This window comes from Psychrobacillus sp. FSL K6-2365 (assembly GCF_038003165.1).
Classification (GTDB): Bacteria; Bacillota; Bacilli; order Bacillales_A; family Planococcaceae; genus Psychrobacillus; species Psychrobacillus psychrodurans.
On sequence record NZ_JBBOOO010000001.1, the window covers coordinates 170,590 to 194,354 of the forward strand.

Annotated in this window: 26 protein-coding genes; 17 read left to right on the top strand and 9 right to left on the bottom strand. The window is 35.8% G+C overall.

Annotated elements, in window-relative coordinates; genetic code table 11:
* The first annotated feature begins 378 nt into the window (after positions 1-378).
* The 5 genes from MKY29_RS00860 to MKY29_RS00880 all read left to right on the top strand — a co-directional run bounded on the left by MKY29_RS00860 (position 379) and on the right by MKY29_RS00880 (position 5,004).
* Positions 379-1,218, top strand: a complete 840-nt coding sequence (locus MKY29_RS00860; RefSeq protein WP_340878721.1) for a MerR family transcriptional regulator — start codon at positions 379-381, stop codon at positions 1,216-1,218.
* Positions 1,219-1,390: 172 nt separating this feature from the next.
* Positions 1,391-2,575 (top strand): MFS transporter, encoded by a 1,185-nt coding sequence (locus tag MKY29_RS00865; RefSeq protein WP_090570685.1) that lies wholly within the window; start codon positions 1,391-1,393, stop codon positions 2,573-2,575.
* 279 nt (positions 2,576-2,854) lie between these two features.
* Complete coding sequence (locus MKY29_RS00870; protein WP_090570687.1) at positions 2,855-3,676, top strand: squalene/phytoene synthase family protein; 822 nt, start codon at positions 2,855-2,857, stop codon at positions 3,674-3,676.
* 151 nt (positions 3,677-3,827) lie between these two features.
* Positions 3,828-4,334: a ferritin gene (locus MKY29_RS00875; RefSeq protein ID WP_090570689.1), complete on the top strand. Its 507-nt coding sequence runs from the start codon at positions 3,828-3,830 to the stop codon at positions 4,332-4,334.
* Positions 4,335-4,578: 244 nt separating this feature from the next.
* Entirely contained in the window at positions 4,579-5,004 is a 426-nt protein-coding gene (locus tag MKY29_RS00880; RefSeq protein ID WP_340878722.1) for a GatB/YqeY domain-containing protein, read from the top strand.
* A gap of 53 nt (positions 5,005-5,057) precedes the next feature.
* Here MKY29_RS00880 and MKY29_RS00885 read toward each other — a convergent pair whose 3' ends face one another.
* Entirely contained in the window at positions 5,058-6,248 is a 1,191-nt protein-coding gene (locus MKY29_RS00885) for a class I SAM-dependent rRNA methyltransferase (protein WP_340878723.1), read from the bottom strand.
* Positions 6,249-6,362: 114 nt separating this feature from the next.
* Between MKY29_RS00885 and MKY29_RS00890 the strand changes: the two genes are divergently transcribed.
* The gene (locus MKY29_RS00890; RefSeq protein WP_090570698.1) at positions 6,363-6,608 is read left to right on the top strand and encodes a hypothetical protein; all 246 of its coding nucleotides are present in this window, start codon (positions 6,363-6,365) and stop codon (positions 6,606-6,608) included.
* Positions 6,609-6,636: 28 nt separating this feature from the next.
* Positions 6,637-8,403, top strand: a complete 1,767-nt coding sequence (gene recQ, locus MKY29_RS00895) for a DNA helicase RecQ (RefSeq protein ID WP_340878724.1) — start codon at positions 6,637-6,639, stop codon at positions 8,401-8,403.
* Here the strand turns inward: recQ and MKY29_RS00900 are convergent.
* Entirely contained in the window at positions 8,388-8,609 is a 222-nt protein-coding gene (locus MKY29_RS00900) for a DUF2187 family protein (protein WP_090570704.1), read from the bottom strand. The two genes, recQ and MKY29_RS00900, sit on opposite strands and share 16 nt — an antisense overlap.
* Positions 8,610-8,811: 202 nt before the next feature.
* On the opposite strand from MKY29_RS00900, the gene MKY29_RS00905 reads away from it, so the two are divergent.
* Positions 8,812-9,111: a cupin domain-containing protein gene (locus tag MKY29_RS00905; protein WP_340878725.1), complete on the top strand. Its 300-nt coding sequence runs from the start codon at positions 8,812-8,814 to the stop codon at positions 9,109-9,111.
* Between the two features lie 13 nt (positions 9,112-9,124).
* Positions 9,125-10,564, top strand: coding sequence for a DEAD/DEAH box helicase (locus tag MKY29_RS00910; protein ID WP_340880782.1), 1,440 nt, complete (start codon positions 9,125-9,127; stop codon positions 10,562-10,564).
* 289 nt (positions 10,565-10,853) lie between these two features.
* On the opposite strand, the gene MKY29_RS00915 is transcribed toward MKY29_RS00910, so the two are convergent.
* Entirely contained in the window at positions 10,854-11,294 is a 441-nt protein-coding gene (locus tag MKY29_RS00915; protein ID WP_340878726.1) for an NUDIX hydrolase, read from the bottom strand.
* Between the two features lie 134 nt (positions 11,295-11,428).
* Between MKY29_RS00915 and MKY29_RS00920 the strand changes: the two genes are divergently transcribed.
* From MKY29_RS00920 to MKY29_RS00935, 4 genes are all read left to right on the top strand, one after another.
* On the top strand, positions 11,429-12,508 hold the full coding sequence (locus MKY29_RS00920; protein WP_340878727.1) for an AI-2E family transporter: 1,080 nt from the start codon (positions 11,429-11,431) through the stop codon (positions 12,506-12,508).
* Between the two features lie 12 nt (positions 12,509-12,520).
* Positions 12,521-12,976 carry a PH domain-containing protein gene (locus MKY29_RS00925; protein ID WP_340878728.1) on the top strand — a complete coding sequence of 152 codons (456 nt, stop codon included), beginning with the start codon at positions 12,521-12,523 and terminating at the stop codon, positions 12,974-12,976.
* 89 nt (positions 12,977-13,065) lie between these two features.
* Positions 13,066-13,452 carry a DnaJ family domain-containing protein gene (locus MKY29_RS00930; RefSeq protein ID WP_090570066.1) on the top strand — a complete coding sequence of 129 codons (387 nt, stop codon included), beginning with the start codon at positions 13,066-13,068 and terminating at the stop codon, positions 13,450-13,452.
* 162 nt (positions 13,453-13,614) lie between these two features.
* Positions 13,615-14,154 (top strand): biotin transporter BioY, encoded by a 540-nt coding sequence (locus tag MKY29_RS00935; protein WP_340878729.1) that lies wholly within the window; start codon positions 13,615-13,617, stop codon positions 14,152-14,154.
* Positions 14,155-14,252: 98 nt separating this feature from the next.
* Here MKY29_RS00935 and MKY29_RS00940 read toward each other — a convergent pair whose 3' ends face one another.
* The 3 genes from MKY29_RS00940 to MKY29_RS00950 form a co-directional block, all read right to left on the bottom strand.
* Entirely contained in the window at positions 14,253-14,462 is a 210-nt protein-coding gene (locus MKY29_RS00940) for a hypothetical protein (RefSeq protein ID WP_340878730.1), read from the bottom strand.
* Positions 14,455-14,766: a DUF3243 domain-containing protein gene (locus tag MKY29_RS00945; protein ID WP_090570057.1), complete on the bottom strand. Its 312-nt coding sequence runs from the start codon at positions 14,764-14,766 to the stop codon at positions 14,455-14,457. Before MKY29_RS00945 ends, MKY29_RS00940 begins: the two co-directional genes overlap by 8 nt.
* Before the next feature lie 79 nt (positions 14,767-14,845).
* Complete coding sequence (locus tag MKY29_RS00950; protein WP_340878731.1) at positions 14,846-15,538, bottom strand: hypothetical protein; 693 nt, start codon at positions 15,536-15,538, stop codon at positions 14,846-14,848.
* 706 nt (positions 15,539-16,244) lie between these two features.
* On the opposite strand from MKY29_RS00950, the gene MKY29_RS00955 reads away from it, so the two are divergent.
* The gene (locus tag MKY29_RS00955) at positions 16,245-17,441 is read left to right on the top strand and encodes an NAD(P)-dependent malic enzyme (protein WP_269923046.1); all 1,197 of its coding nucleotides are present in this window, start codon (positions 16,245-16,247) and stop codon (positions 17,439-17,441) included.
* Positions 17,442-17,489: 48 nt separating this feature from the next.
* On the opposite strand, the gene MKY29_RS00960 is transcribed toward MKY29_RS00955, so the two are convergent.
* The 3 genes from MKY29_RS00960 to MKY29_RS00970 are packed head-to-tail and all read right to left on the bottom strand — an operon-like array spanning position 17,490 to position 20,378.
* Positions 17,490-18,455: a DMT family transporter gene (locus MKY29_RS00960; RefSeq protein WP_241600396.1), complete on the bottom strand. Its 966-nt coding sequence runs from the start codon at positions 18,453-18,455 to the stop codon at positions 17,490-17,492.
* Between the two features lie 12 nt (positions 18,456-18,467).
* Positions 18,468-19,694 (bottom strand): peptidase T, encoded by a 1,227-nt coding sequence (gene pepT, locus MKY29_RS00965; RefSeq protein ID WP_241600397.1) that lies wholly within the window; start codon positions 19,692-19,694, stop codon positions 18,468-18,470.
* A gap of 36 nt (positions 19,695-19,730) precedes the next feature.
* Entirely contained in the window at positions 19,731-20,378 is a 648-nt protein-coding gene (locus tag MKY29_RS00970; RefSeq protein WP_241600399.1) for a lysoplasmalogenase, read from the bottom strand.
* 559 nt (positions 20,379-20,937) lie between these two features.
* Between MKY29_RS00970 and MKY29_RS00975 the strand changes: the two genes are divergently transcribed.
* The 3 genes from MKY29_RS00975 (at position 20,938) to MKY29_RS00985 (ending at position 23,159) form a co-directional block, all read left to right on the top strand.
* Positions 20,938-21,201 (top strand): hypothetical protein, encoded by a 264-nt coding sequence (locus MKY29_RS00975; protein WP_269923045.1) that lies wholly within the window; start codon positions 20,938-20,940, stop codon positions 21,199-21,201.
* A 558-nt stretch (positions 21,202-21,759) separates the two neighbouring features.
* On the top strand, positions 21,760-21,993 hold the full coding sequence (locus MKY29_RS00980; protein WP_340878732.1) for a hypothetical protein: 234 nt from the start codon (positions 21,760-21,762) through the stop codon (positions 21,991-21,993).
* 521 nt (positions 21,994-22,514) lie between these two features.
* On the top strand, positions 22,515-23,159 hold the full coding sequence (locus tag MKY29_RS00985) for a DUF6518 family protein (RefSeq protein ID WP_340878733.1): 645 nt from the start codon (positions 22,515-22,517) through the stop codon (positions 23,157-23,159).
* Positions 23,160-23,765 lie beyond the last annotated feature (606 nt).

The window sequence follows — 23,765 nt, forward strand, 5'->3', positions numbered from 1 at the left end:
TTGAATAAGGAGAAACCTTTACCAAATAATGGATATTTAATAAAATTGATTGGAATGGAGGGGCGACTCCTACGGGAATAGCGTGACGCCTGAGAGTACAGGCTCAGGCCACGCCCGTGGAAAGCTCCCTGGAATGGAAATCAATTTTGTGTACAGCAAAAAAACAGCATTTTTCTCTCGGTTATTTTATCTATACATCTCGAACCCTTCATTTGATCAATCTACTAAAGATATGTATCCTTCTATCTATTTAGTAATCAATTCACTTTACTCAAATATTATTGGATTACGCCGTTGATACTAGAGGTTGTATTGGGTGACCTATATAATGAAAATATAAAAGACACAAAATTTCTTGAGAAGAAACGGGGAGATTACTTGAAAATTCATTATTTGACGATAGGTGAAGTTGCAAAGCTAAGTAATATATCCGTTCAAACTTTACGATACTATGACCGGATAAATTTGTTCAAACCTATTGAGATAAATCCAAGTAATCAATATAGATACTACCGAAATACACAATTATACTATTTGGATATTATAAAATCATTAAAGTATCTTGGGTTATCATTAGAGGAAGTTCAATCTGCCTTAACATTAAAGCCAGAAGAGCTAGTTGTATATCTTGAGAACCAAGAGAAAAGAATTGAAGAACAATTTCAACGGCTTAAGAAGACGAAGCAGGTACTGCAAAGGAAAAAAGAGCAAATACAAGCTTTTGCATTGGATCCGAATATGATGACCGTATCAATTAAGAAAGAACCAGCTCAAAAAATAGTGAAGATAAAAACCGATAATATGAAAGTGGATGATATCCCAAATAGAGAATTTGGGCGTATAAGTAAGGTGTTAGAGGATGAAGGTAGTATATTTGATACGTTATATGGTGGAGCATTTCCTTTGCAGAGGTATGAATTCTTATATGATATCAACTATGATTATCTATTTGCATATATTGTGACAGACAAGGATTTTAAAGAAAAATACGAAGATGTAGAAATTAGCACGTTACCAGCTGGAGAGTATCTTAGCATTTCTTTTGTTTTAGAGAACGATGAATATGAAGTATGCTATCAGAAGTTAATCGACTATATAGAAAAACACCAAATAGTCGTAAACCCGATTGTATATGATATATGGATGCCCATAAATTATACAGCTTCCAAAGAGGATGAATTCTTAGTGGAACTTAAAATACCAATTCAAACTACTTGACCCTATAGTTACTATAGGGTTTATTTTTATTATTAGAGACAAATTCATAATTACTTATTTTAAAATAAAATTCGAATATTTATATGAAATCATATTTAATTATCCGTTTACTTAAAGTGGACATTATGTAATTGACTTAATAAGCTGAATCAGAATTATAAGGAGTTTGAAGATGGTTGCACAAAGAAGTGGTTTAAATAAGGTGATTTATTTTGTATTAGTAAATTTATTTATTGTATTTTTAGGAATGGGACTAATTATTCCTGTAATGCCTACATTAATGCGAGAAATGAGCTTAGAAGGTTCTACAATGGGTTATTTAGTAGCGGCATTCGCATTCGCACAATTGTTAATTTCTCCAATTGCAGGTAAATGGGTAGATTCAATTGGTCGAAAAAAAATTATTGTAATTGGTATGTTCATATTTGGAGTGTCGGAAATGCTCTTCGGTCTTGGCCAAGATGTGAAGGTATTATATATTTCTAGAATATTGGGAGGTATTAGTGCGGCATTCATTATGCCAGCTGTGACGGCTTTTGTTGCAGATGTTACCTCTTTAAGAGATCGACCAAAAGCGATGGGCTATGTTGCAGCAGCAATAAGTGCTGGGTTTATAATCGGACCAGGAATTGGGGGCTTTTTAGCCGAATATGGAACTAGACTTCCTTTCTTTGTTGCTGCGGTTCTAGGATTAATAGGAGGAGTATTTTCGCTTGTTATTTTGAAGGAGCCTGAAAGAGCGCGGGAAGAAAAAGAAGGAGTAGCTAAACCACGTTTTCGGAAAGTATTGGAACCAATTTATTTGATTCCAATGATTATCATTTTAGTATCTAGCTTTGGATTAGCTGCTTTTGAAACAGTTTATTCACTATTTGTAGATCATAAATATGGATTTACGCCAAAGGATATTGCGTTAATCATTACTGTAAGTGGTATTCTAGGAATAATATTCCAAGTCCTTACCTTTGATCGCCTTGTAGGAAAAATTGGGGAAATTAGGTTGATACAAATTTGTATAGGTGTATCAACGATCTTCATTTTTGCGATGATTAAGGTCTCAGCTTACTGGTCTATATTACTCGTGACCTTTGTGATTTTCTTGTTGTTCGACTTAATGAGACCTGCGCTGACCACGTATTTATCTAAAATAGCTGGAAATGAGCAGGGCTTTGTTGGAGGACTAAATTCTACGTTTACGAGTATAGGAAATATCATCGGGCCAAGTATTGCAGGGATTTTATTTGACGTTCATATTGATTATCCATATGTATTGGCAATGTTTATACTCGCAATTAGTTTTGTAATTTCGTTATTTTGGAAGGAGCAAAAAACAGTATTTAAGGAAACAGCAAAATAACAACATAGCTGTACCTTTTATAGTTGTCTTACGCATAAACGGTAGTCATTTTATCTTTTTGTTAAAATCCTATACAATAGAGTGTATAAGATTTAACTTGAATCAGCAGAATTCAAGTTAAGCCTCCGGCGGATGTCATAGATTTTGAAGGGTGTTAGCCCATGTGGGTCGCTTCCATGCGACAACGGCTACCTAACCTGCACCAAGCAGGCCAAAGCTCAATTCAATTTCTGGACGCAATTACGCCGAGGCGTAATTGATTGAAACGGGGGACTAATCGTGCATGATGTAGCAACGTTACAAAAAGAAGCGATGGACATGCTAAAGAAAACAAGTAGAACTTTTTATATCCCAATCACCTTTTTAGAACCCAAACTAAAAAAAGCGGTTGCCTCTGCTTATTTATGCATGCGAGCAATAGACGAGATTGAAGATCATGAATCATTAGATCCAAAAGATAAACAAGAAATACTGCTATCCACAAGTAAGCTCTTGTTAGCAGATTTTGATAAGCAGGCGTATGCGAAACTGGTAGAGGACTATCAAGACATACTTCCTCCTGTGTCCCTTAGGTTAGGAGATTGGCTGGAAATTTGTCCTACTGACTTATTAGAAACTGTAAAAACCTATACTAGTGAAATGGCAGAAGGAATGGCTAAATGGGTAGGTAAAAATTGGCAAGTGAAGACAAAAGAAGATCTCGATGAGTATACCTATTACGTAGCTGGTCTTGTTGGAGTGATGCTTTCGGATTTGTGGAAATGGAATGCAGATATTGAAACGGACCGTGAATTGGCAATTGCATACGGCCGTGGACTTCAAGCAGTAAATATATTGCGAAATAAAGACGAAGATAGTCAGCGAGGTGTACAATTCTTCCCAGAAGGATGGACAAGGTCGGATATGTTCGAGTACGCAGCAGGCAATTTAGCGCAAGCCGATGAATACATCAAAAGTATTAATCGGAAGAGTATATTGTTATTCTGTAAATTACCTCTTGCACTTGCTCACAAAACATTGAAAGCACTAAAGAACGGGAAGGAAAAAATGACCCGATCAGAAGTAGAGCAAACTGTCGAGGAAGTACAAGCAGAAGTTTAAAAGTATACTTAAAACTCCAAGTGAAAGAAGAAACTCCTCTTAATGCTTTGTTTAATTGATAATCATTATCACTTATTGTTTGTTTTTAAAATGGATAAAGTTGTATACTTAAAGTGCAATTCAATCTTGCTAATATGAGAGGAGTTTTACAATGTTGTCTAAAAATTTACATGAAGCATTAAACGATCAAATGAACTTTGAATTTTATTCTGCACATACGTACCTTGCTGCTGCCGCTTATTGTACCGCTGAAGCATACGATGGATTTGCTAATTTCTTTTTAGTTCAGGCAGAAGAAGAACGTTTCCATGCTATGAAGTTTTATAACTTTTTAAGTGATTTAGGCTACCGAGCTACAATTGATGGATTTGCCGAGCCGCGCAATGAATTTACTTCGACTTTAGATGTTTTTGAAACTTCCTTAAAACATGAAAAAGAAGTGACACGTCGTATTTATCATCTCTCTGATATTGCATTAGATGAACGTGAACATGCAACGATGGCATTCTTAAAATGGTTCATTGATGAGCAAGTAGAGGAAGAGGCATCATTTGATACGCTGATTAACAAAATTAAACGTATTGAAAGTGATTCCAATGCTATGTTTATGCTAGATTCTGAGTTAGCATCCAGAACTTTCACGCCGGATGAAGCATAATACATAATTTTGATCCAATCTGCCCGTTAATGCGAGATAAGTTAATATAACTTTTCTAAAAAGCTCTTGTGTTCTGAAGTTTTCTTCGTCCACTTGAGCTTTTCTTCAATTATTGTAGTCGTCTGCTTATTTTTGGTGGACTAGGGTATCCGAGAAGCAAGACCGAGAAAAGATTCTAGACTAAACGTTTTATTATCTATACCATTAATAAATAAGTAAATATAAAAGAGAGGAAGTATAAATTATGTTGAAAACGATAGTTTTTGACCAAATAAAAAGCGCCATGAAAGAGAAAGACGTGCTAGCTAAAGGAGTATTAACCATACTAAAATCTGCACTTGATAATGCGGAAAAAGAAAAAGGGTCTGCCCTTACACCAGAAGAAGAAATTGCCATCGTAAATAGGGAAGTAAAACAAACAAATCAAGCTTTAGAAGGTGCAAAAGAAGCCAATCGTGAGGATTTAATAGAAAAAGAAAATGCAAAACTAAAACTACTTGCTAGCTTCTTACCAACACAATTAAATGAAGATGAAATTGTGTCAGTCTTAACAGAAGCTGGAGTTACAAAAGGCATGAACATGGGAGAGGCAATGAAAATTGCTAAACCATTACTTGTTGGTAAAGCAGATGGATCAATGATGTCTAAAGTAGTGAAAAGTATGATATAAACAAAGAAGGGCGCAAGTGCGTCCTCCTTTGTTTTTTAAATATTATTACTCATTTATTTTGCACGTATAAATAAAACCTTCAAATAATTACCTTCTTTAAAGAGAGGAGAAGTTTTAAAATCGTTTGGAAGTGAAAACTCTTCCTCGATTGTGTAATTTCGATTGCTTTCCTTGAAAGCTTTTTCCACAAACGTTTTGAACTTTTTCATCCCAAAGGTTGCATTATTAGTAGATGCTACAATAACACCGTTTTTTTCTGTAATATTAATGGCATCCAAAAGTAATTTTGTGTAGTCTTTGGCAGAACTAAAAGTATATTTTTTAGAACGGGCAAAGCTAGGTGGGTCGAGAATGACCATATCGAAGGATAGTTCCTTACGTTTCGCATATTTAAAGTAATCAAATACATCCATCACGATTATGTCTTGCTCTTCGATATCGATTCCATTTACTTCAAATTGCTCGGCTGTTTTACTTAAGCTTCGTTTGGCTAAATCCACACTGGTTGTTTTCGTAGCACCACCAGCTGCAGCAAATACAGAAAAAGCACCAGTATATGAAAATGTATTCAATACTGTTTTTCCTTTTGAATAGTTATCTCGAATTGTTTTACGAACATCACGTTGGTCTAAAAACACCCCGACCATCGCCCCGTCATTTAAGTAAATTGCAAATTTTTGCCCATTTTCTTTAACGATGAGTGGGAATTCTCCGCGTTCGCCTTTAACAAAATCATCGTCTTCTACGTATTGTCCTTTTGTATCAAATCGTTTCTTTTCATAAACCCCTCTATAAGAAACTGAAGTTTCTAATGCCTCTAAAATTATATCTTTAAAGGAAAAAATTCCTTCACTATACCAGCTGATTAAATAGAATCCATCAAAATAGTCAATGATTAAACCACCGATACCGTCTCCTTCACCGTTAAATACGCGAAAGGCTGTTGTATCGGTACTAGTGTAGAAATCGTTACGATGTTGAATTGCCGTCTCAATTTTCTTTTGGAAAAATGATTTATCAATTTTTTCGTTTTCATTTTTCGTTAACAGCCAACCGATGCCTTTATTTTGTTTACCGACATACCCTTTTCCGATAAATTTACCAGACGGGTTTTGCAGCTTTAAAATACTTCCTTCCTCAAGAGAATCTTTTTCGTGGAAGCCATCTTTCATTAAAATTGGAACGCCTTTTTGTAAATCTTGAGCAAGTGTTTCAGTTACTTTGATATCTAATTCATTTCGCATCATGTATTCATCCTTATATGTTTTTTTTATATAGTATCTCATACGTATGGGTAAAAACCCTTGATAGTCTTATGGTACAATATACTATACATGTGCAGAGGAAGGAAGTTTGCTATGAAAAAGTCAAAAATAATCCTGCCGATTATGGTAGTTGTGGCAGTATTGGCAACCATTATTCTAAACCAAGAGGAATATTCAGAAGTAACATTTATAAATAAATTACTTATTACTGCAGGAGCGGCTATCGTATCTTCTGTGATCGGTTATTTTCTACTAGGAGCGGATGTGGATAAAGTCGACCCTAAACCAACTAATAACACAGTAAATAAGACACTGAAGAAAAACAGTAGAAGAAAGTAGAGGGTTTCTAATTAAAGGAGTGACCTAAGTGTTAGATAAAGCACGTCAATTATTACAAACTTATTTTGGATATGATTCTTTTCGAGAGGGTCAAGAAACTGTTATAAACTATGTATTAGATGAGAACTCTAGTTTATGTGTTATGCCGACTGGGGGAGGGAAGTCTCTTTGTTACCAAATCCCGGCGTTGATGTTAGAAGGCACTACGATTGTTATCTCTCCATTGATTTCCCTTATGAAAGACCAGGTAGATACTCTAATTCAAGCTGGTATTCCTGCAACCTTCATAAACAGTACGCTAACTGCAGAAGAAGTAAGAGAAACGATGGAAGAAGTACAAAATGGTCAATATCGTTTACTTTATATAGCCCCAGAGCGTTTAGAATCGCCTACTTTTTTAAATCAATTAAAAAAAGTTAAGGTCCCATTAATAGCAGTGGACGAGGCACATTGTATTTCACAATGGGGCCATGATTTTCGGCCAAGTTATCGTGCTATTCATCGATTAAAGGAAGTATTTAAAGAGCAACCAACGGTACTTGCCCTAACTGCAACCGCAACTCCAGCTGTGCGTGATGATATATGTCGATTACTACAAATCCAAGAGGATAATACAGTTATTACTGGGTTTGCAAGATCAAACCTGGCATTTTCAGTCGTATTAGGACAGGATAAAAATAAGTTTTTAAAAGAATTTATTAAAAAAAATACGAACGAAGTTGGAATTATTTACGCAGCAACAAGAAAAGCTGTAGACCTTTTATATGATTTGCTAAATAAGGCGGGTATCCAGACTGCTAAATATCATGCAGGTCTTCCAGAAGCATTTCGAAACAAAGAACAAGAACGTTTTCTAACAGATGAAGCACAAGTAATGGTTGCAACCAATGCATTTGGTATGGGGATCGATAAATCCAATGTCCGTTATGTGATTCACTATCAATTGCCGAAAAATATGGAAAGCTACTATCAGGAAGCTGGAAGAGCAGGTCGAGATGGACTACCAAGTGAATGTATCGTTTTGTATGCATCACAAGACGTTCAAACGCAGCGATTTTTAATAGACCAAGCATTGGATCGTGAACGGATTCCTCAGGAATTAGAAAAACTACAGGGCATGGTAGATTATTGCCATACCGAAAATTGCCTGCAGCAGTTTGTTGTTACTTATTTTGGAGAGCAAAATGCTACAAAATGTGGTCGTTGTGGAAACTGTACAGATTCAAGAGAAGTCCAAAACGTAACAAAGGAAGTACAAATGGTTCTTTCATGTGTTGTTCGAATGGGACAAAGATTTGGCAAGACAATTACTGCGCAAGTATTGACTGGTTCTCAAAACAAAAAAGTGGTCGATTTTGGTTTTACGAAATTATCAACATATGGCATATTAAAGGGTAAATCATTAAAAGAAGTGTCAGGGTTAATGGAGTTTATGATTGCGGAAGGATTACTTTCGGTGGATCATGGAAGCTTACCAACCATTTATGTATCAGATGCAGGAAAAGAAGTACTACTGGGGAATAGATTAGTGGAGCGCAAAGGCGTAGCTGTAACAAAGCAAATTGCTAATAATGATCCATTGTTTGAAAAACTAAGGATACTTCGGAAAAAAATTGCGGACGAAGCAGGTGTACCACCATTTGTTATTTTTTCAGATAAGACTCTACAGCATATGTGTGCAGAGCGTCCGCAAACCGAAGAACAATTGTTAGAAATTCACGGAATAGGCGAAAATAAACGAGAAAAATATGGACAAGCTTTTCTCGAGGAAATTCACAATTATATTACCGTGTAGTTTTTATGAGACACTACTGTAAGATTCGAAGGAACATTAATCTTTTTAGCATCTTCGGTAGAAATTTCAACAATTACCGATTGCTCTAAAATTTTAAAAATAGTACCTTGTACTTCGTGATCATTACGAGTGAAAGAGATCTTCTCATCAATTTTCCTAGCTGCCACAAAGGGTGAAACTTCCTTAGGTTGTCGTTGGAAACTCATGTGTCTGCCTCTTTTCTAGTTTTATTACGCGATTAGCGATAGTTTAATTATACCATAGATTAGGTTGAAATTCTGAAAAATAGATTTTAAATACTCGAATACAAGGGCATCTTGTCGAATATTTTCGATATAATGGAGAAACTACGTATATGATAAGGTATAAAGAGAATTTTTGACCTAGTATGAAGGGGAGTAATATAAGATGAATTTAGTCGAAACACCTTATGTATTGGACGATACAGAGAAGCAAATAACAAGCGTTCTTAAAACAGAAGATTTTGACTTGATGAATATTCAATTACGAGCTGGGGAAAAAGTGAAAGAACATCATGCCAACGCAAATGTTTTGATTGTTGTAAGAAAAGGGAAAGTACAGTTTACAGTGGATGGTGCGGAGCATACTGTTACGACCGGGAACATTTTGCATATGAAACCATTAGAAAAACATGCCTTAAAAGCATTTGAAGATTCGGATATAGTTGTGACTAAAATTAGTTTGTAAGAGGAGATTATGCATAGTGCATTTTAAAGAGTTTAAGTTAGAAGAGAAGATTTTGCGTGCCATAGAACAATTAGGTTATACAGAGCCGACAGAAGTGCAACAAAAAGTAATACCTGTTGTTTTAAAAAAACAGGATGTTTTAGTAAAATCTAAAACAGGCAGTGGGAAAACAGCTTCTTTTGCTACACCATTATGTGAGCTTGTAGATTGGGAAGAAAACAAACCACAGGCGCTAGTATTAACGCCTACACGAGAATTGGCAGTTCAAGTTCAAGAGGATATTACAAATATCGGACGCTACAAACGTATAAAAGGACTTGCCTTATACGGGAAATCACCTTTCGCTAGACAAAAGTTAGCTCTAAAGCAAAAGACGCATATCATTGTAGGAACGCCCGGTAGAGTATTAGACCATATAGAAAAAGGGACACTAGATGTATCTAAAATAGAGTATCTTGTTATTGATGAAGCAGATGAGATGCTAAATATGGGCTTTTTAGAACAAGTGGAGTCTATTATTAAATTACTTCCGAAAACGCGTACGACCATGTTATTTTCGGCAACTCTTTCCGAACAAATAAAAAAATTAAGCAGTAAGTATATGAAACAAGCAGTATCCATTGAAATTGATGCATCTGAAGAAAATGCTCCAAATATAGAGCATGTGAAGTATGTTGTAGTAGAGGAGCTAAAGCTTTCGTTACTTGAAAAGCTAACAATTGTCGAGAACCCGGACAGTTGTATTATCTTCTGTCGTACCAAGGAGCGCGTAGAGCAGCTTGTGGATGTATTAGATGAAAAAGGTTATACTGCGGACAAAATACATGGTGGCATGATGCAGGAAGATCGCTTCGAGGTGATGGATGATTTCCGTAAAGGAGAGTTTCGTTACTTAATTGCGACTGATGTTGCAGCTCGTGGGATTGATATTGATGATATTACACATGTTATTCATTATGATGTACCATTGGAGCAAGAAAGCTATGTACATCGTACAGGTAGAACAGGGCGAGCTGGGCGAAGTGGTAAATCGATTATGCTGGCAACTCCATTTGAGGATAAGTTTGTAAGAGAAATTGAGACATTTATTGGTTTTGAAATTACTGCAGAATCAGAGCCTACTAAAGAAGATGTTGTAAAAAGCCGTGCTTCATTCGATGAGAAAATGCAGGAGCAACCCGAGGTTAAAAAATCTAAGGGTGAGCAACTAAATATGAATATAACAAAACTGTATTTCAATGGTGGAAAGAAAAAGAAAATCCGGGCGGTAGATTTTGTTGGAACTATTGCTAAAATCGAAGGAGTCTCCGCAGACGATATAGGAATTATCACTATTCAAGACACCGTATCTTATGTTGAGATATTAAATGGCAAAGGTCCACTTGTATTGAAAAAGATGAGAAATACAACAGTCAAAGGTAAACTGCTGAAAGTTCATATCGCCAATAAATAGAAAAGAGGCTATCCTACATAGGATAGCCTCTCTCCGTTTACTTGTTTGATATGATACCTAATAAATATTCGAGGTTACAATCTGAGGTGTAAACTGAAAAAACGGTAAAATTCTCCATTTAGCAAGTAAAATGTAATCGACCGCAAGTAAATAGAGACATAGAGCAAGTAACTTCTTTACTACCGCAAGTAATCTTCTGTTGAACACAAATAAACGATAAATGAGAGCAAGTAAAATTCAAAAAGGGATATCCGCTTTCTAAAAGGATAAATTTAAGGAACAGTAAAGATTAAAGCAAAGCATCCTCAATAAACGTGCGATAACTAACCATAATACCATCAGGCAATTGAGTAGGAGGGAAGAATTGAAGGCTAAGAGATTCAATTTCATCTGCTAAAATATCCCCGCTGTATTCAGATGTTTTGTAAACTGCAGAAACTGAGTAGAACTTATCTCCGTTTGGATTTTCAATATAATAGTCTGGACCAGAATATACATTGCAAAGCTGAAGTGCTCCTATATGTAGTCCAGTTTCCTCAAGTACTTCACGTATAGCTGTATCCTCGAAACTTTCGCCTAGTTCCATTAATCCGCCAGGTAGACCATAAATGCCTGGTTCCCGTTCTTGCAGTAGTACTTTCCCTTCCGCATTCAATATAAGTACATTCGAGCCTGGTAATATAAGGGGCTGATGGCCAACGTATTTTCTGATTTGCTTATAGTACTCCATATTAAATCATCCTTCCGATAACAATTTATTTAAAAGTGTACCTTAATAATGGTACGATATGTAATAAATGAAACTTTAAGCCGCTAAAACCGTACCATGTAGTAGTTATTAATAATAGAGGATGTGAGCATCACATGACAAAGAAACTATGGTTTCAAACAGGAGTAGCTATACTACTGACATTAGTTATTATTCGTATGTTCATGGAAGTCAAAGGTATTTTTTCACCACTTTTGATAATTGGACAAACGATTTTTTTACCTTTACTTATAGGTGGTGTACTTTTTTATCTATCACGTCCGCTCCTAAATTTGCTGGAGTCAGTCAAATTTCCAAGGTGGGCAAGCATTATTTCCGTGTTTGTTGTGATTGGTCTAATTGGGTGGCTATTTTATGCGTTAATCGGTCCTCCGCTAACGGAGCAAGTGAATAAATTAGTTAAAAACACTCCGGTAATTGTAAAAGACGTCGAGCATTTTACAAAAGATTTACTTTCTCAAAAGAATCTTTTACCAGAAACGTTACAAGACACAGTAAATGATGCTACAGGCAAGATTAATGATATAGCTGTTTCAGCTGGTTCTTTACTTTTTAAATTTATTCAAAATGTATTCCAAGGCATTTTCCTGCTTGTATTAGTACCGTTTTTCCTGGTGTATATGTTAAAAGACCATGAAAAGTTTGCGCCGTTTGTTTCTAGCTTTGTTAAAGGGGAGAAAAAGACTTGGATACGGAAGACATTAGGGGATATCGATGATACGCTCCGTTCGTATATTCAGGGTCAATTATTTGTTAGTTTCTTAGTTGGACTAATGTTGTTGATTGGGTATTTTGTTATTGGTTTAGAATATGCTTTATTACTAGCTATATTTGGAATGGTGATGAATGTCATCCCTTTTTTAGGTCCGTATATTTCGGTTGTTCCAGCAATCATAATTGCACTTTTCCAAGAGCCAAAGCTGGCAATTTATGTAGCAATAATAATGTTAGTAGCACAGCAAATTGAAAGTAATTTTATCACGCCAAACGTTATGGGGAAATCATTAGATATTCATCCGCTAACGGTTATTACAGTTATTTTGGCAGCAGGGAATATCGCTGGATTATGGGGAATTATACTAGCTATTCCTACTTATGCAGTGATTAAAGTAATTTTAAAAAATATTTATGCGCATCGGGAAGTCATAAAGAGTGCAGCTACGAAATCGGTATAAGGGGGAACAGTTATGACGTTCCGTTCAAAAAGGGACTGGACATTTATTATTTTGCTAGTAATTACTCTCATAATTATTGCGGTTGCAACGTTATGGCCAGTAGTATATGAGCTGTTTTTTACAAAGCACCCTGAATACCCTGCAATTTGGATAATGATTGCTTTATTTGTAGTAATTGCTGGTATGCTTCTTTGGATTTTCGTAGATATCCATTACACATTTTACGATGATTATTTGTATGTCAAAGGTGGTCCTTTTCGGAGTAAGATAAAGTATATGGATATGACAAAGGTAAATAAATCATCCAATATATTAGTTGGATATCGTATACTGTCTTCCAAGGATGCACTGGAAATCCATTATAAACACTCGTTAATGGGGAGTGTAATAATTTCTCCCGACAATCAAGAACAGTTTGTAAAAGTATTAATAGAAAAAGCAGCACATATTAATCATGGAAAAGCATGATGGCTCAAATATACAACAGTCACTTTCGTATAGGATAATTTACAAGCGCATTCCCAAATGGAACCAATCATTCATGAAAGAGGTGCACTATGGATAATGACAGCTTCAATAAGCCAAGTAGTGATTTGATAGGAGATATTTTAAAGGAGTATACCAAAACAGGTGGTATGGATAATTTAAAGGGAGCAGGTAAGCCGATATCAGAAGAGTACTTCTCTGGTGATATTTTTCAGCACTTTCAAAAGATTGCTAAGGATGCAGGCTTTAAACCACACTGGTTAAAACTGCAGCATGAGATAAAAGATGAATTGGCTGAGATTGCCCGAAAATTTACAGTTGGTGAAAAAGAAGGTTTACAATTTAGAGTGACAAAAGTGAATGAGAAAATAATGGAGTACAATAAAGCTTGTCCACCACCTTTGCAGAAAGGAACAGTGAGATTAGAAACAATAGATAATGCTAGTAGTAGATGGTAATAATGAATGCATCACACTCCCATGGGAAGTGTGATGCATTTTTAATGCCAGTTATAGGATCTCCAATATTTATATTGACGAGCGTTACATTACTAATTAAAATATAAATGAGTTAACTTTAAATATTAATAAGTTAACTTATATTAATGAGGTGGAATACTTATGAGAAATAAACGTTTAAAAATGATGATTGTAGCCGCATTATTTGCTGCAATCATAGCGGTTGCTGCACAAATTATGATTAATATACCACCAGTACCATTTACATTAATGACGATAGCGGTGATGCTAACGGCAACCATATTAGGAGCGAAGTATGGCACACTGGCTGTAACTGTGTATGTATTAATGGGGGGAATTGGAATTCCGGTATTTGCTGGAATGAAGGGTGGATTTGGTATTATACTTGGACCAACAGGAGGATACCTTGTAGCTATAATTCCAGCTGCTCTATTTGTCGGTTGGTATTTAGATACATTTCAGTATTCAAAGATACAAGCAATTATTGCAAATATATTAGCTGTATTTATCATATTAGTACTTGGCTCAATTTGGCTAAAGGTAGCTGCTGAACTTCCTTGGGGTGCCGCTTTCAAAGGTGGAATGCTACCATTTGTCCTTCCTGACCTAGCAAAAGCAATTGTTGCTGCACTAATAGGCATTATAATTCGCACAAGACTGGTAGCAGCAAAACTTATATAAGGTTAGAACACAGAAGCTCGTCGCATAAAAGACTTGCTCCTGCGCAAAGCTCGTCGCATAAAAAAACTTGCTCCTGCGTGGATGGAGCAAGCGTTTTTTTATTTGGGGTATCGTTCTGAACTGAGAGAACGATTTTTTGTGTGGTTGTGGTCTTTTTCATCTAGAAACTCAATATTTATATCCTCCACAGGTAGGGCATCTACCGTTTGCATGTCCTCATGCATATCAAACAAACTTTCCTTGGTGGTGCGAACACCATCGGGATTGTCGAGGAACCTTCCAGTTGCATCCTTGCGAATATTATCCATTTTTAACCATGTTTAAAAGCATATGGCTAAGAGCTTGTTGCTGTTCTTTGTCTCCACTTTTCCATAATTGTTGAAGAACATGTTCTTCTCGATTACGCGGTTCTTCATGGTTAGCTAAATAACCAGCTACTTTTTCAGTAGCTTTAGCTAAGGTTTCATCACTAAGTCCCATTTTTTCGCCAGCTGCAACTTTTCCAGATAAGTACGATTTAAAGCTAGAAAAGTTTTTTAGAATTTCTTCTTTTTCTTCTTGACCAATACTTTCAAGTTTAGCTTCGACACGTTCATCTATATTGTTTCCCAATCTTCCTCACTCCTTTTTATTGAACTCTTCTTAGGTATGTCCAAAGAGTGAGCAAACATGCATAATTTGTTTAATATAATTATTTAATTTGTGGGCAAAAACCACATTTTTGTAATCCAGGTATATCCTTTGAAAAGCAACAAGTGGTTCTGACTGTTGTATTTATGAGCTCTGAAGGATTTTGGTCTTTTAAATAAAATTGTAAATATTCTTTTGAAGAAAACGCCTTCCAAATTGATGAATCCTTTAACAGATACCAGTCATGTCTCGCTTTTTCTTCTAACACTGGATTTTCAAAAAACATATAGTAATGCCATAGCAAGTATCCAAAAACATTTTCCCAAAGAGTAAGAGGAGAAATACTGCATGCTGAACGAAGCTGTTCAATAATAGGAGAACATTGTAGTTCCCAAATAAGCTGAATATCCACTCCACGATTTTCTTGTACATCTCGGAAGTATTCTAGAGGAATAAATGTACTAATTGTTTTATTTCCATATTCAGTCGTACCAAAAAACTGAAGCTGTTCTAACGGGCCATCCCAAATTTCATCATACATAGTCATCATGTAAAACTGCATGGAGATGAACATGCCAACTCTTCTCATAAAGTAAGAAGCTGCAACCGTTTCATTAGGTGCAGAAGAAATTAGCTTAATAGTAGGGAGCGCGTTAGCAACGTTATTACCGTGAAAAAGCGTTGTTCCATTAGCCTGAGTATAAACACTGTAGTTATTTAGTTGTTGGATTTGGTCATTCGATAAAATTGTCATACATGTAGTATACATTTTTTTATACAAATAGTTGACTTTTTAATTGAAAATGATTATCATTACCATATAGAAAGTTTCTCCTAATTGAGAAATTCTAAACAGCGACTTTTCTCCAAATTGTAGCTGATGCAAGGCACACCTTAACCCCCTCAAAGTTGAGATAGTGCATTACTATGTCGGTAGCCAAAAAGTGGTTGCCGATTTTTTTGTGCAAATTTTTACTTAAAATTTACATGAGTAAATTTCATAATTACTTGTTTCATTTAAAAATGCAATGTTTACTTAATATCGCAATGATCCCGTGGATTGGAGTGGCAGGCGGCGACTCCAGCGGGAACAGCCCTTGCTGAAAGCTCGCAGGAAAGATTTGTTTGACCAATGTCTTTGCGACGAGTAACCGCAGGAGCATATGTTTTCGTAGTTACGAGGAGATTGAAGCCGTGCCCGCCGATAGCAAAAATTAGCGTTGTTTGGATTTAACAATATAATATTTTTTATGAATTTGATTATTGATTCTCATCTAAAAATTAAACTTTATTTTCCAATAAAATATAATCATAGGAATTTATTTGTGAAGATATTCACTAAGTATTAACCATTGACATCCAGTTTAAGAATATCTATAATTTTCAGAATATAAAGATTGTTGAGTGGAAACTTTAATAATCCTTATCAAAGGGGAAAATATGAAAGGGATGGTGTGAAGATGGATTTGAAATCAAGAGCGCTACGATTGCATCGTGAAAGTAAGGGAAAGATGGAGGTTGTCTTTAAAGTTCCAATGGATAGCATGGAGGATTTAAGTTTGGCCTACTCACCAGGTGTTGCAGAACCGTGTATTGAAATTCATAACAATCCATCCACTATTTACGATTATACTGCAAAAGGGAATTTAGTTGCTGTAGTAACTGATGGTACTGCCGTATTAGGACTCGGTGATATTGGGCCAGGAGCTGCTTTACCTGTCATGGAAGGAAAAGCAATATTATTAAAAAGGTTTGCTGGGGTTGATGCGTTTCCGATTTGTTTGGACACAAAAAATGTAGATGAAATAGTCCAGATCGTAAAAGCACTTAGTCCAACTTTTGGTGCTATAAACTTAGAAGACATCTCGGCTCCACGTTGTTTTGAAATAGAAGATCGACTTCGCATGGAGCTAGATATACCTGTATTTCATGATGATCAACACGGGACAGCGATTGTCGTAGGTGCTGGGCTTAAAAATGCGATGAAACTAGTAAATAAAACAAATAATAATGTTAAAGTTGTGATTAATGGAGCTGGTGCTGCGGGAATGGCAATTCTAAAAGTGCTTCTTCAGTTAGGATATACTAATATTATTATGTGTGATTCAACAGGAATTATTTATGAAGGTCGAGAACGAGGCATGAATCCTGTTAAACAATCGATTGCAAATTTAACAAATCCACTTGGTTTAACTGGTTCGCTAAAAGATGCGATGGATAAATCGGATATATTTATCGGTGTATCCGTAGCTAATCTACTTACAAAAGATCTAGTTCAATCAATGAATAACGACTCCATTATTTTCGCTCTTGCCAATCCTACTCCGGAAGTTTCATATGAACTTGCAAAAGAATGGGGAGTTAGAGTGATAGCTACTGGGCGCTCTGATTATCCAAACCAAGTAAATAATGTGTTGGCTTTTCCAGGGATATTCAGAGGAGCACTAGATGTAAGAGCAACGGATATTAATGAGCGTATGAAGTTAGCTGCTGTCGAGGCAATTGCATCGCTAGTTGATGAAAACGAACTTAGAGATGACTACATCATTCCAAGAGCTTTAGATGAGAGAGTGGTTCAAGTAGTGGCTGCAGCAGTAAGTGAAGCAGCAATTTCTTCGGGAGTGTCTCTACTTTATCAGCCGGTGTTAAAGGGTTAATTTAAAATGGAGTGTCGCTAATTTTCACGGCACTCCACTTTATCTTTTCTATTGCCCTGTTTTTGTTTGTACAGTTAGAGCTTTTGCATTTAATATTTTCGTGTAGTAACTATGCAAGAACATACCTAAAATAATAATTCCGAGTCCTATAAGAGCAATTGGTGTTGGTAGAGGCACATGCAATAAGAACATTTCACCAATAATAACGAAAATGATTTCAGTTGACTGTGTTGCTTCTACGGCTGCTAATTTACCTTGATGATCTCGAACCCGATCGGTTGCCATGAAGAACAATATAGTAGCTATAACTCCCGAGCTAATAGCTACAATAAAGGATTGAAATACTTGACCTGAAGATGGTAAGCCTACAGTGAATACAGCGTAAATCGCCAGTAAAATCCAAGCTGGCATAGACGCTAAAGTCATTCCTAAAACGCGCTGAAATGTATCTAAACGTCCATTTAAATGTCCCATCATTTTACGATTACCCAAAGGGTAGGCGAATGCTGCAATCAGTACAGGTAAAATCCCTAAAATAAACATTTGCAAATTTACTGATTCGGTATTTGGAATTTGTATAAGGATGATACCTATTAAAATGAGGAGAGAAATAAATAGTGAGACGACTGGGATTTTTTGTTTAATGACTCTGTTTTCTACTTTCATCAAAAATAATGGTGCAAGTAGAACCCCTGCGACAATCGTGAATTGCCACATACCAGATATTAACCAACCAGGTCCATATGCTGCTGCAAAAGTGAGTGGTGCGTAAAATAATACAAAACCTACAAAGCTCCATAGTAACCAAGCGGCTGGAGCAGATTTTATTTCTTTGAAAGTAGTAGATAAACCTTTTCGATAATAAACAATGAAGAATAAAAAGGGCAACATGAAAAAGTATCGAAGGGAGGAGCTCCAAATCCAGCTCCCTCCCGATATTTCCATAGAACGATTAAGTATAAAGGTAACAGCAAAAAACAAAGAAGCTAAAACTCCTAGTAATATTTCACGCATATTCACACCAACTTAAGCTTGTTTTTCAAACGATTGAATAATCCCTTTTACTACCTCGGTTGATTTTTCCATGACATCTACAGAGATGAACTCGTATTTTCCATGATAGTTTTCTCCACCTGTAAATACGTTAGGTGTAGGCATTCCCATATAGGAAAGCTGAGAGCCATCTGTTCCACCACGGACTGGAATAATAAGTGGTTCGATATCTAGTGCAATCATCACATCTTTTGCTACATTTACAATTTCCATTACAGGTGTGATTTTTTCACCCATATTGTAATATTGATCGTTTAGTTCCACAGTTATAGCATTTTCGCCATACTCTGCTTTAATCTTCTCTGCTGTGTCTATGAACAATTGTTTTTTTGCTTCGAACTTTTCACGATTATGATCCCGAATGATATAACTAAGCTCTGTTTTTTCCGTGTCTCCAGTAAAATTCATCAAATGTATAAAACCTTCATAACCGTCCGTTTTTTCAGGAACAGCATCTATTGGCATATGAGATTGGAATTTTGTAGCCATAGTAATGGAGTTCACCATTTTGTCCTTTGCAGAACCTGGGTGAACACTTTTACCATTCGTTATAACCTTGGCACCAGCTGCGTTAAAGCTTTCAAATTGTAATTCTCCTAAAGGGCCACCATCCATTGTATAAGCGAATTTTGCTCCAAATTTTTCCACATCAAATTTATGTGGACCACGTCCGATTTCTTCGTCAGGTGTGAACGCAACACGAATTTTCCCGTGTTTTACTTCTGGATGTTGGATGAAATATTCCATTGCGGTCATGATGATAGCAATTCCGGCTTTATCGTCTGCACCAAGAAGCGTAGTTCCGTCTGTAGTTAAAAGTGTGTGACCAGCATAATTTTTTAATTCAGGGAAGTCTTGAACTGTCATGATTGTCTGTTCATTTAGGGTGATATCTTGTCCGTCATAACTGTCGATTCTCTGGGGCTTAACATTTTTTCCTGTGTAATCTGTAGCTGTATCAACATGAGCTAAGAAACCAATAGTTGGTATATCTTTGTCTGTATTAGCAGGTAAGGTTGCGAAAAGATACCCATTCTCGTCTAATGTAATTTCCTCTAATCCTACATTTGCTAATTCTTTTTGAAGCTCATGAAGTAAATCCCATTGACCTTCAGTAGATGGGCAGTTTTTACTTGAAGCATCTGATTGTGTATCTATTTTTGCGTAGCGTACTAAACGCTCGATTAAAGTTTCTTTCATGAGATTAAATCTCCTTTCGATTTGAAAAGCTACTTCTTATTTTAACAGATTCTTTCGAGATACGGAATAATGAATACTAAGAGCAAACATGAATTGCGCTCCGTAATAGGAGATCATAATAAGAGCATCAGAGAAAGGGACATCTACTATGAATTTATTGATAGCGAGTGTAGAATCCGAAAATATAAATAAAATAGCACCGATAATTGCGAACTTATTGGCAGTTTGAAAAGCATTCCATCCCATCATCAAAATAACAGCAATATAAATAATGACTGCAAATGCCAATATTGTATCTCCTTGTGACAAAAGAGTTCCTGCAAGCCAAATAACCATTACGAACCCATATGCTAGGAGTAATACAATAGCCCATTTCGGAATAGACGTTTGTTTAATTTGTTTAAATGCAAAGATATACCAAATATGACCGATTAAAAATGTGATAAGTCCGACTATAAACCAATATATTAATCCGTCAGCAAGCATACATACCGTAAGACCGATTAAAATAAGGGTCTTATATTTTCTAGATTCTCCGACGGGTTGAAGAAACGCAAACAAAATAATAAGCAGCATCGGAATAAGCTTAAAAAGAATCTTCGTTGAAACAGGGTCACCTGGTATGAAGAAAATATAAATGATTCCCATAACTCCTATTAATAACCCAATAATTTTACTCCACATAAAAACAAACACTCCCCTTTTCTTATGATTCGTTACTGGAGGTGAAACTTCCTCCACATTCTACAAATTTATATGATTAAAATACAGGTCAAATTTCAAATTAAAGAAAAACCGGGTAAAAGACGCCCGTTCCTTAAAATTAATAATGTAGATATGCCGTTGATTTCCGCTGCGAGCGGATGCTTTCCGTGGGCACGGCTTCAGCCGCTTCCCTCGCGCTGCTCAGTCCAGGGTCTTCAGCTCGTGCTGTTCCCACTGGAGTCGCCGCTCTACGCTCCAATCAACTAGATCCACTTTATATAATCGGATAATTGGGTATAAAACCACCGAAATACGTGTTTTATGTTTTAGACAATGTTAAAGGTAAAGGTTGATTTATAGTGAAATGGTATGGTGACACCTACCCTATATCTGTTAATAGTAAATTCACTTTAACTGGATATTTATGTTAAAATGAGAAAAAGTTTGTGAAGGTTTACACTTAAACTAACGCGGCAGTTTAGTTGAACAAGACATATAGGTTATTATGGTGATAAGGGGTTGTAAAGGTGGTGTCTAAATGATGTTGTTCCTTCAAGCATTTATTAGTTCAATTGTAATTCATGTAGTCTATTTTTTCGGTATGATGTTAGTCGGTTATATAAAAACAAGAAATTATAAACCAGATTTTGAAAGTGCTTGGGATAATGTAGAGACACTTCAAAGTGAAGTGGTTTTTAGTAAGGTTAATTCTCATTCTCCTTTTCTTTACCTATTCACATTTGTAGGAGTAGCTGTTTTATGCGGAATTATAATAAAACTCGTCAACTCCCATGAAAATTAAAAAATGTTCAAAATCAACAAAATTGCATAACAAAAGAGACTCAGAAATAGCTTTTTTAAAAAAAGGCTGAGCCTTTAGAGTGGAGTTATATTAAGTTGCAAGGTAAATCAAGAATCAACTCCATTCTTGTAAGAATAAAGGCAGGCTGGTGCAATAACCAGAGTAGGATTAATCTCCCATGAGTGCTACTCGTATAGAGTGCGACAGTCTGTGATGCACCGTGGTCGTCGGAGTCAGACTAACGGATGGGCTCAATGGCACCATAGTTGATCGACCTTCTTCGCCAGCCGTAGTATCCTATACCCGATTTTCACATTTTCATTCTCTGTGGTGAAGCGCTGATTTTGCGCTTCATGGATGGCTAACGGGTGCTTAAGTTAAACAAAACCATCATTTCGATGGTCTGTTTTTTTATCCAAAACATGAAGTAGATCTCAGAAATCCATTGTGAAATGTTACACTTAAACTAACGGCAGTTTAGTTGAAGAAGGGATATGAAACTCCATTCTTTTTATGTCGCATTCGACACAAAATGTGTAACAGAAAGGGTGGTTATTAATGCTTTGGAATTACAGAGTTGTAAAAAAGAAAGTAAGTGAAGAAGAAGTTATATTTGATATTTGCGAGGTTTACTACAAAGATAATAAACCTAGTGGTTGGGTATGGGATGAAAACATTCTAAGACAAGAATCACTAGTAGATTTAGAAGATGCTTTAATTGGGATACAGGAGGCTTTGAAGCAACCTGTACTCGAAATCATTGGTGATGATGAAGGACTAAGAGAGGTTTAAAGCGTCACATTTCTAACAAAATGTGCAATAGAAAAAAAGATACTTATTCAACTCCCATGAAAATTAAAAAATGTTCAAAATCAACAAAATTGCATAACAAAAGAGACTCAGAAATAGCTTTTTTAAAAAAAGGCTGAGCCTTTAGAGTGGAGTTATATTAAGTTGCAAGGTAAATCAAGAATCAACTCCATTCTTGTAAGAATAAAGGCAGGCTGGTGCAATAACCAGAGTAGGATTAATCTCCCATGAGTGCTACTCGTATAGAGTGCGACAGTCTGTGATGCACCGTGGTCGTCGGAGTCAGACTAACGGATGGGCTCAATGGCACCATAGTTGATCGACCTTCTTCGCCAGCCGTAGTATCCTATACCCGATTTTCACATTTTCATTCTCTGTGGTGAAGCGCTGATTTTGCGCTTCATGGATGGCTAACGGGGCAGTTTAGTTCAACAAGAAGTTACAATATGTATTGTATTCACCTAATGTAAAAATCCGAGAAACAATGTTTCGGGAGGGAATATATGGTAGACTTTTTAAATGAGATTCGTAGACCAACGAGAATATCGCTATCCAAGAAGTTTTTATATTCGGTTTTAATATTTATCGCAGGGGTTATTTTAGGCGTTGTTTCGAAGGCACTTGACACAACCCCAAGTAATTATTTACCCTATCTTCTCGAAATGTTTGATTTAAGTAACTTTTTTTCTCGTATAGGGATTTGGATTTTCCTTGCGGTAATGATATCTGTGTGTAGTAAATCGCCTGTTCAATCTGCTTTAAATGTTTTATTGTTTTTCATAGGTATGGTAGGTAGCTATTATCTATACACAGTTCTGGTAGCTGGTTTTTTTCCTAAATCTTATATGATGATTTGGATTATAATGACTTGTATTTCTCCTCTTTTTGCTCTTATATGTTGGTATGCAAAAGGGAAAGGTATAATTTCTATTTCTATTTCATCTATAATATTTGTGATTATTTCAAGACAGGCTTTCGCATTTGGGTTTTGGTATTTTGATATCCGAAATATATTGGAGTTTCTACTCTGGATTGCCACAATTTTTGTTCTATATCAGTCTCGAAAACAAATAATCAAAGTGCTTTCCATAGGGTTAATTATTTTCTTCCTTACGGCACAAACCAATTTATTCTGGGGAATGTTGTAGGTTTTTTATCTACAATTATTAAAAATATCAAAGTTTGTGAAATGTTAATCTTAAAGTAACGGGTGCTTTAGTTAAACATGACCATAGACCATCAAAAATGATGGTCTATTTTTATATACAATGTGAAATGTTACACTTAAACTAACGAAGCAGTTTAGTTGAATAAGGGATTAGCTAATTCTTCGAGAAACCAACGACTCAACTATTGAAAAATCACTATGCTACGGGAAGTTGTTGTTGTGGTACGTTAAGAAATTCCTGAAATGTATGTAGTTTTTGATATTGCTTCTTCAATTTAAAAATCAGAATTAGGGGAGAATAATTAGTTATTAAAATTAAAGTAAATCGTAGTGAATTGTAAACTAACGATGACATTGGGAATGCTGTTTTATCAGCCTATGGAGAATACATTTTTCCGACGGACGACGAGAAAAGGAACGATTTCTTAATTTTGTTTAATTATTTTTGTGATATTCAAACCTACTTAAATAGATTGACGATAATGCTTGAAAAAGTTGAAGCTCATGAATACGCAGAAATAGAAAAAAATTATATCGAGTAAATATGGAGATTATTTTTAGCGGTAGAAAATAGTAAAAGTGAAGA

Bases quoted from the DNA above. Each gene is read 5' to 3' on its own strand.
- MKY29_RS00865 (WP_090570685.1), top strand. From the start codon at position 1,391: ATGGTTGCACAAAGAAGTGGTTTAAATAAGGTGATTTATTTTGTATTA.
- MKY29_RS00875 (WP_090570689.1), top strand. From the start codon at position 3,828: ATGTTGTCTAAAAATTTACATGAAGCATTAAACGATCAAATGAACTTT.
- MKY29_RS00880 (WP_340878722.1), top strand. From the start codon at position 4,579: ATGTTGAAAACGATAGTTTTTGACCAAATAAAAAGCGCCATGAAAGAG.
- MKY29_RS00885 (WP_340878723.1), bottom strand. From the start codon at position 6,248: ATGCGAAATGAATTAGATATCAAAGTAACTGAAACACTTGCTCAAGAT.
- MKY29_RS00890 (WP_090570698.1), top strand. From the start codon at position 6,363: ATGAAAAAGTCAAAAATAATCCTGCCGATTATGGTAGTTGTGGCAGTA.
- MKY29_RS00900 (WP_090570704.1), bottom strand. From the start codon at position 8,609: ATGAGTTTCCAACGACAACCTAAGGAAGTTTCACCCTTTGTGGCAGCT.
- MKY29_RS00905 (WP_340878725.1), top strand. From the start codon at position 8,812: ATGAATTTAGTCGAAACACCTTATGTATTGGACGATACAGAGAAGCAA.
- MKY29_RS00915 (WP_340878726.1), bottom strand. From the start codon at position 11,294: ATGGAGTACTATAAGCAAATCAGAAAATACGTTGGCCATCAGCCCCTT.
- MKY29_RS00920 (WP_340878727.1), top strand. From the start codon at position 11,429: ATGACAAAGAAACTATGGTTTCAAACAGGAGTAGCTATACTACTGACA.
- MKY29_RS00925 (WP_340878728.1), top strand. From the start codon at position 12,521: ATGACGTTCCGTTCAAAAAGGGACTGGACATTTATTATTTTGCTAGTA.
- MKY29_RS00930 (WP_090570066.1), top strand. From the start codon at position 13,066: ATGGATAATGACAGCTTCAATAAGCCAAGTAGTGATTTGATAGGAGAT.
- MKY29_RS00935 (WP_340878729.1), top strand. From the start codon at position 13,615: ATGAGAAATAAACGTTTAAAAATGATGATTGTAGCCGCATTATTTGCT.
- MKY29_RS00940 (WP_340878730.1), bottom strand. From the start codon at position 14,462: ATGGATAATATTCGCAAGGATGCAACTGGAAGGTTCCTCGACAATCCC.
- MKY29_RS00950 (WP_340878731.1), bottom strand. From the start codon at position 15,538: ATGACAATTTTATCGAATGACCAAATCCAACAACTAAATAACTACAGT.
- MKY29_RS00955 (WP_269923046.1), top strand. From the start codon at position 16,245: ATGGATTTGAAATCAAGAGCGCTACGATTGCATCGTGAAAGTAAGGGA.
- MKY29_RS00960 (WP_241600396.1), bottom strand. From the start codon at position 18,455: ATGCGTGAAATATTACTAGGAGTTTTAGCTTCTTTGTTTTTTGCTGTT.
- pepT (WP_241600397.1), bottom strand. From the start codon at position 19,694: ATGAAAGAAACTTTAATCGAGCGTTTAGTACGCTACGCAAAAATAGAT.
- MKY29_RS00970 (WP_241600399.1), bottom strand. From the start codon at position 20,378: ATGTGGAGTAAAATTATTGGGTTATTAATAGGAGTTATGGGAATCATT.
- MKY29_RS00975 (WP_269923045.1), top strand. From the start codon at position 20,938: ATGATGTTGTTCCTTCAAGCATTTATTAGTTCAATTGTAATTCATGTA.
- MKY29_RS00980 (WP_340878732.1), top strand. From the start codon at position 21,760: ATGCTTTGGAATTACAGAGTTGTAAAAAAGAAAGTAAGTGAAGAAGAA.
- MKY29_RS00985 (WP_340878733.1), top strand. From the start codon at position 22,515: ATGGTAGACTTTTTAAATGAGATTCGTAGACCAACGAGAATATCGCTA.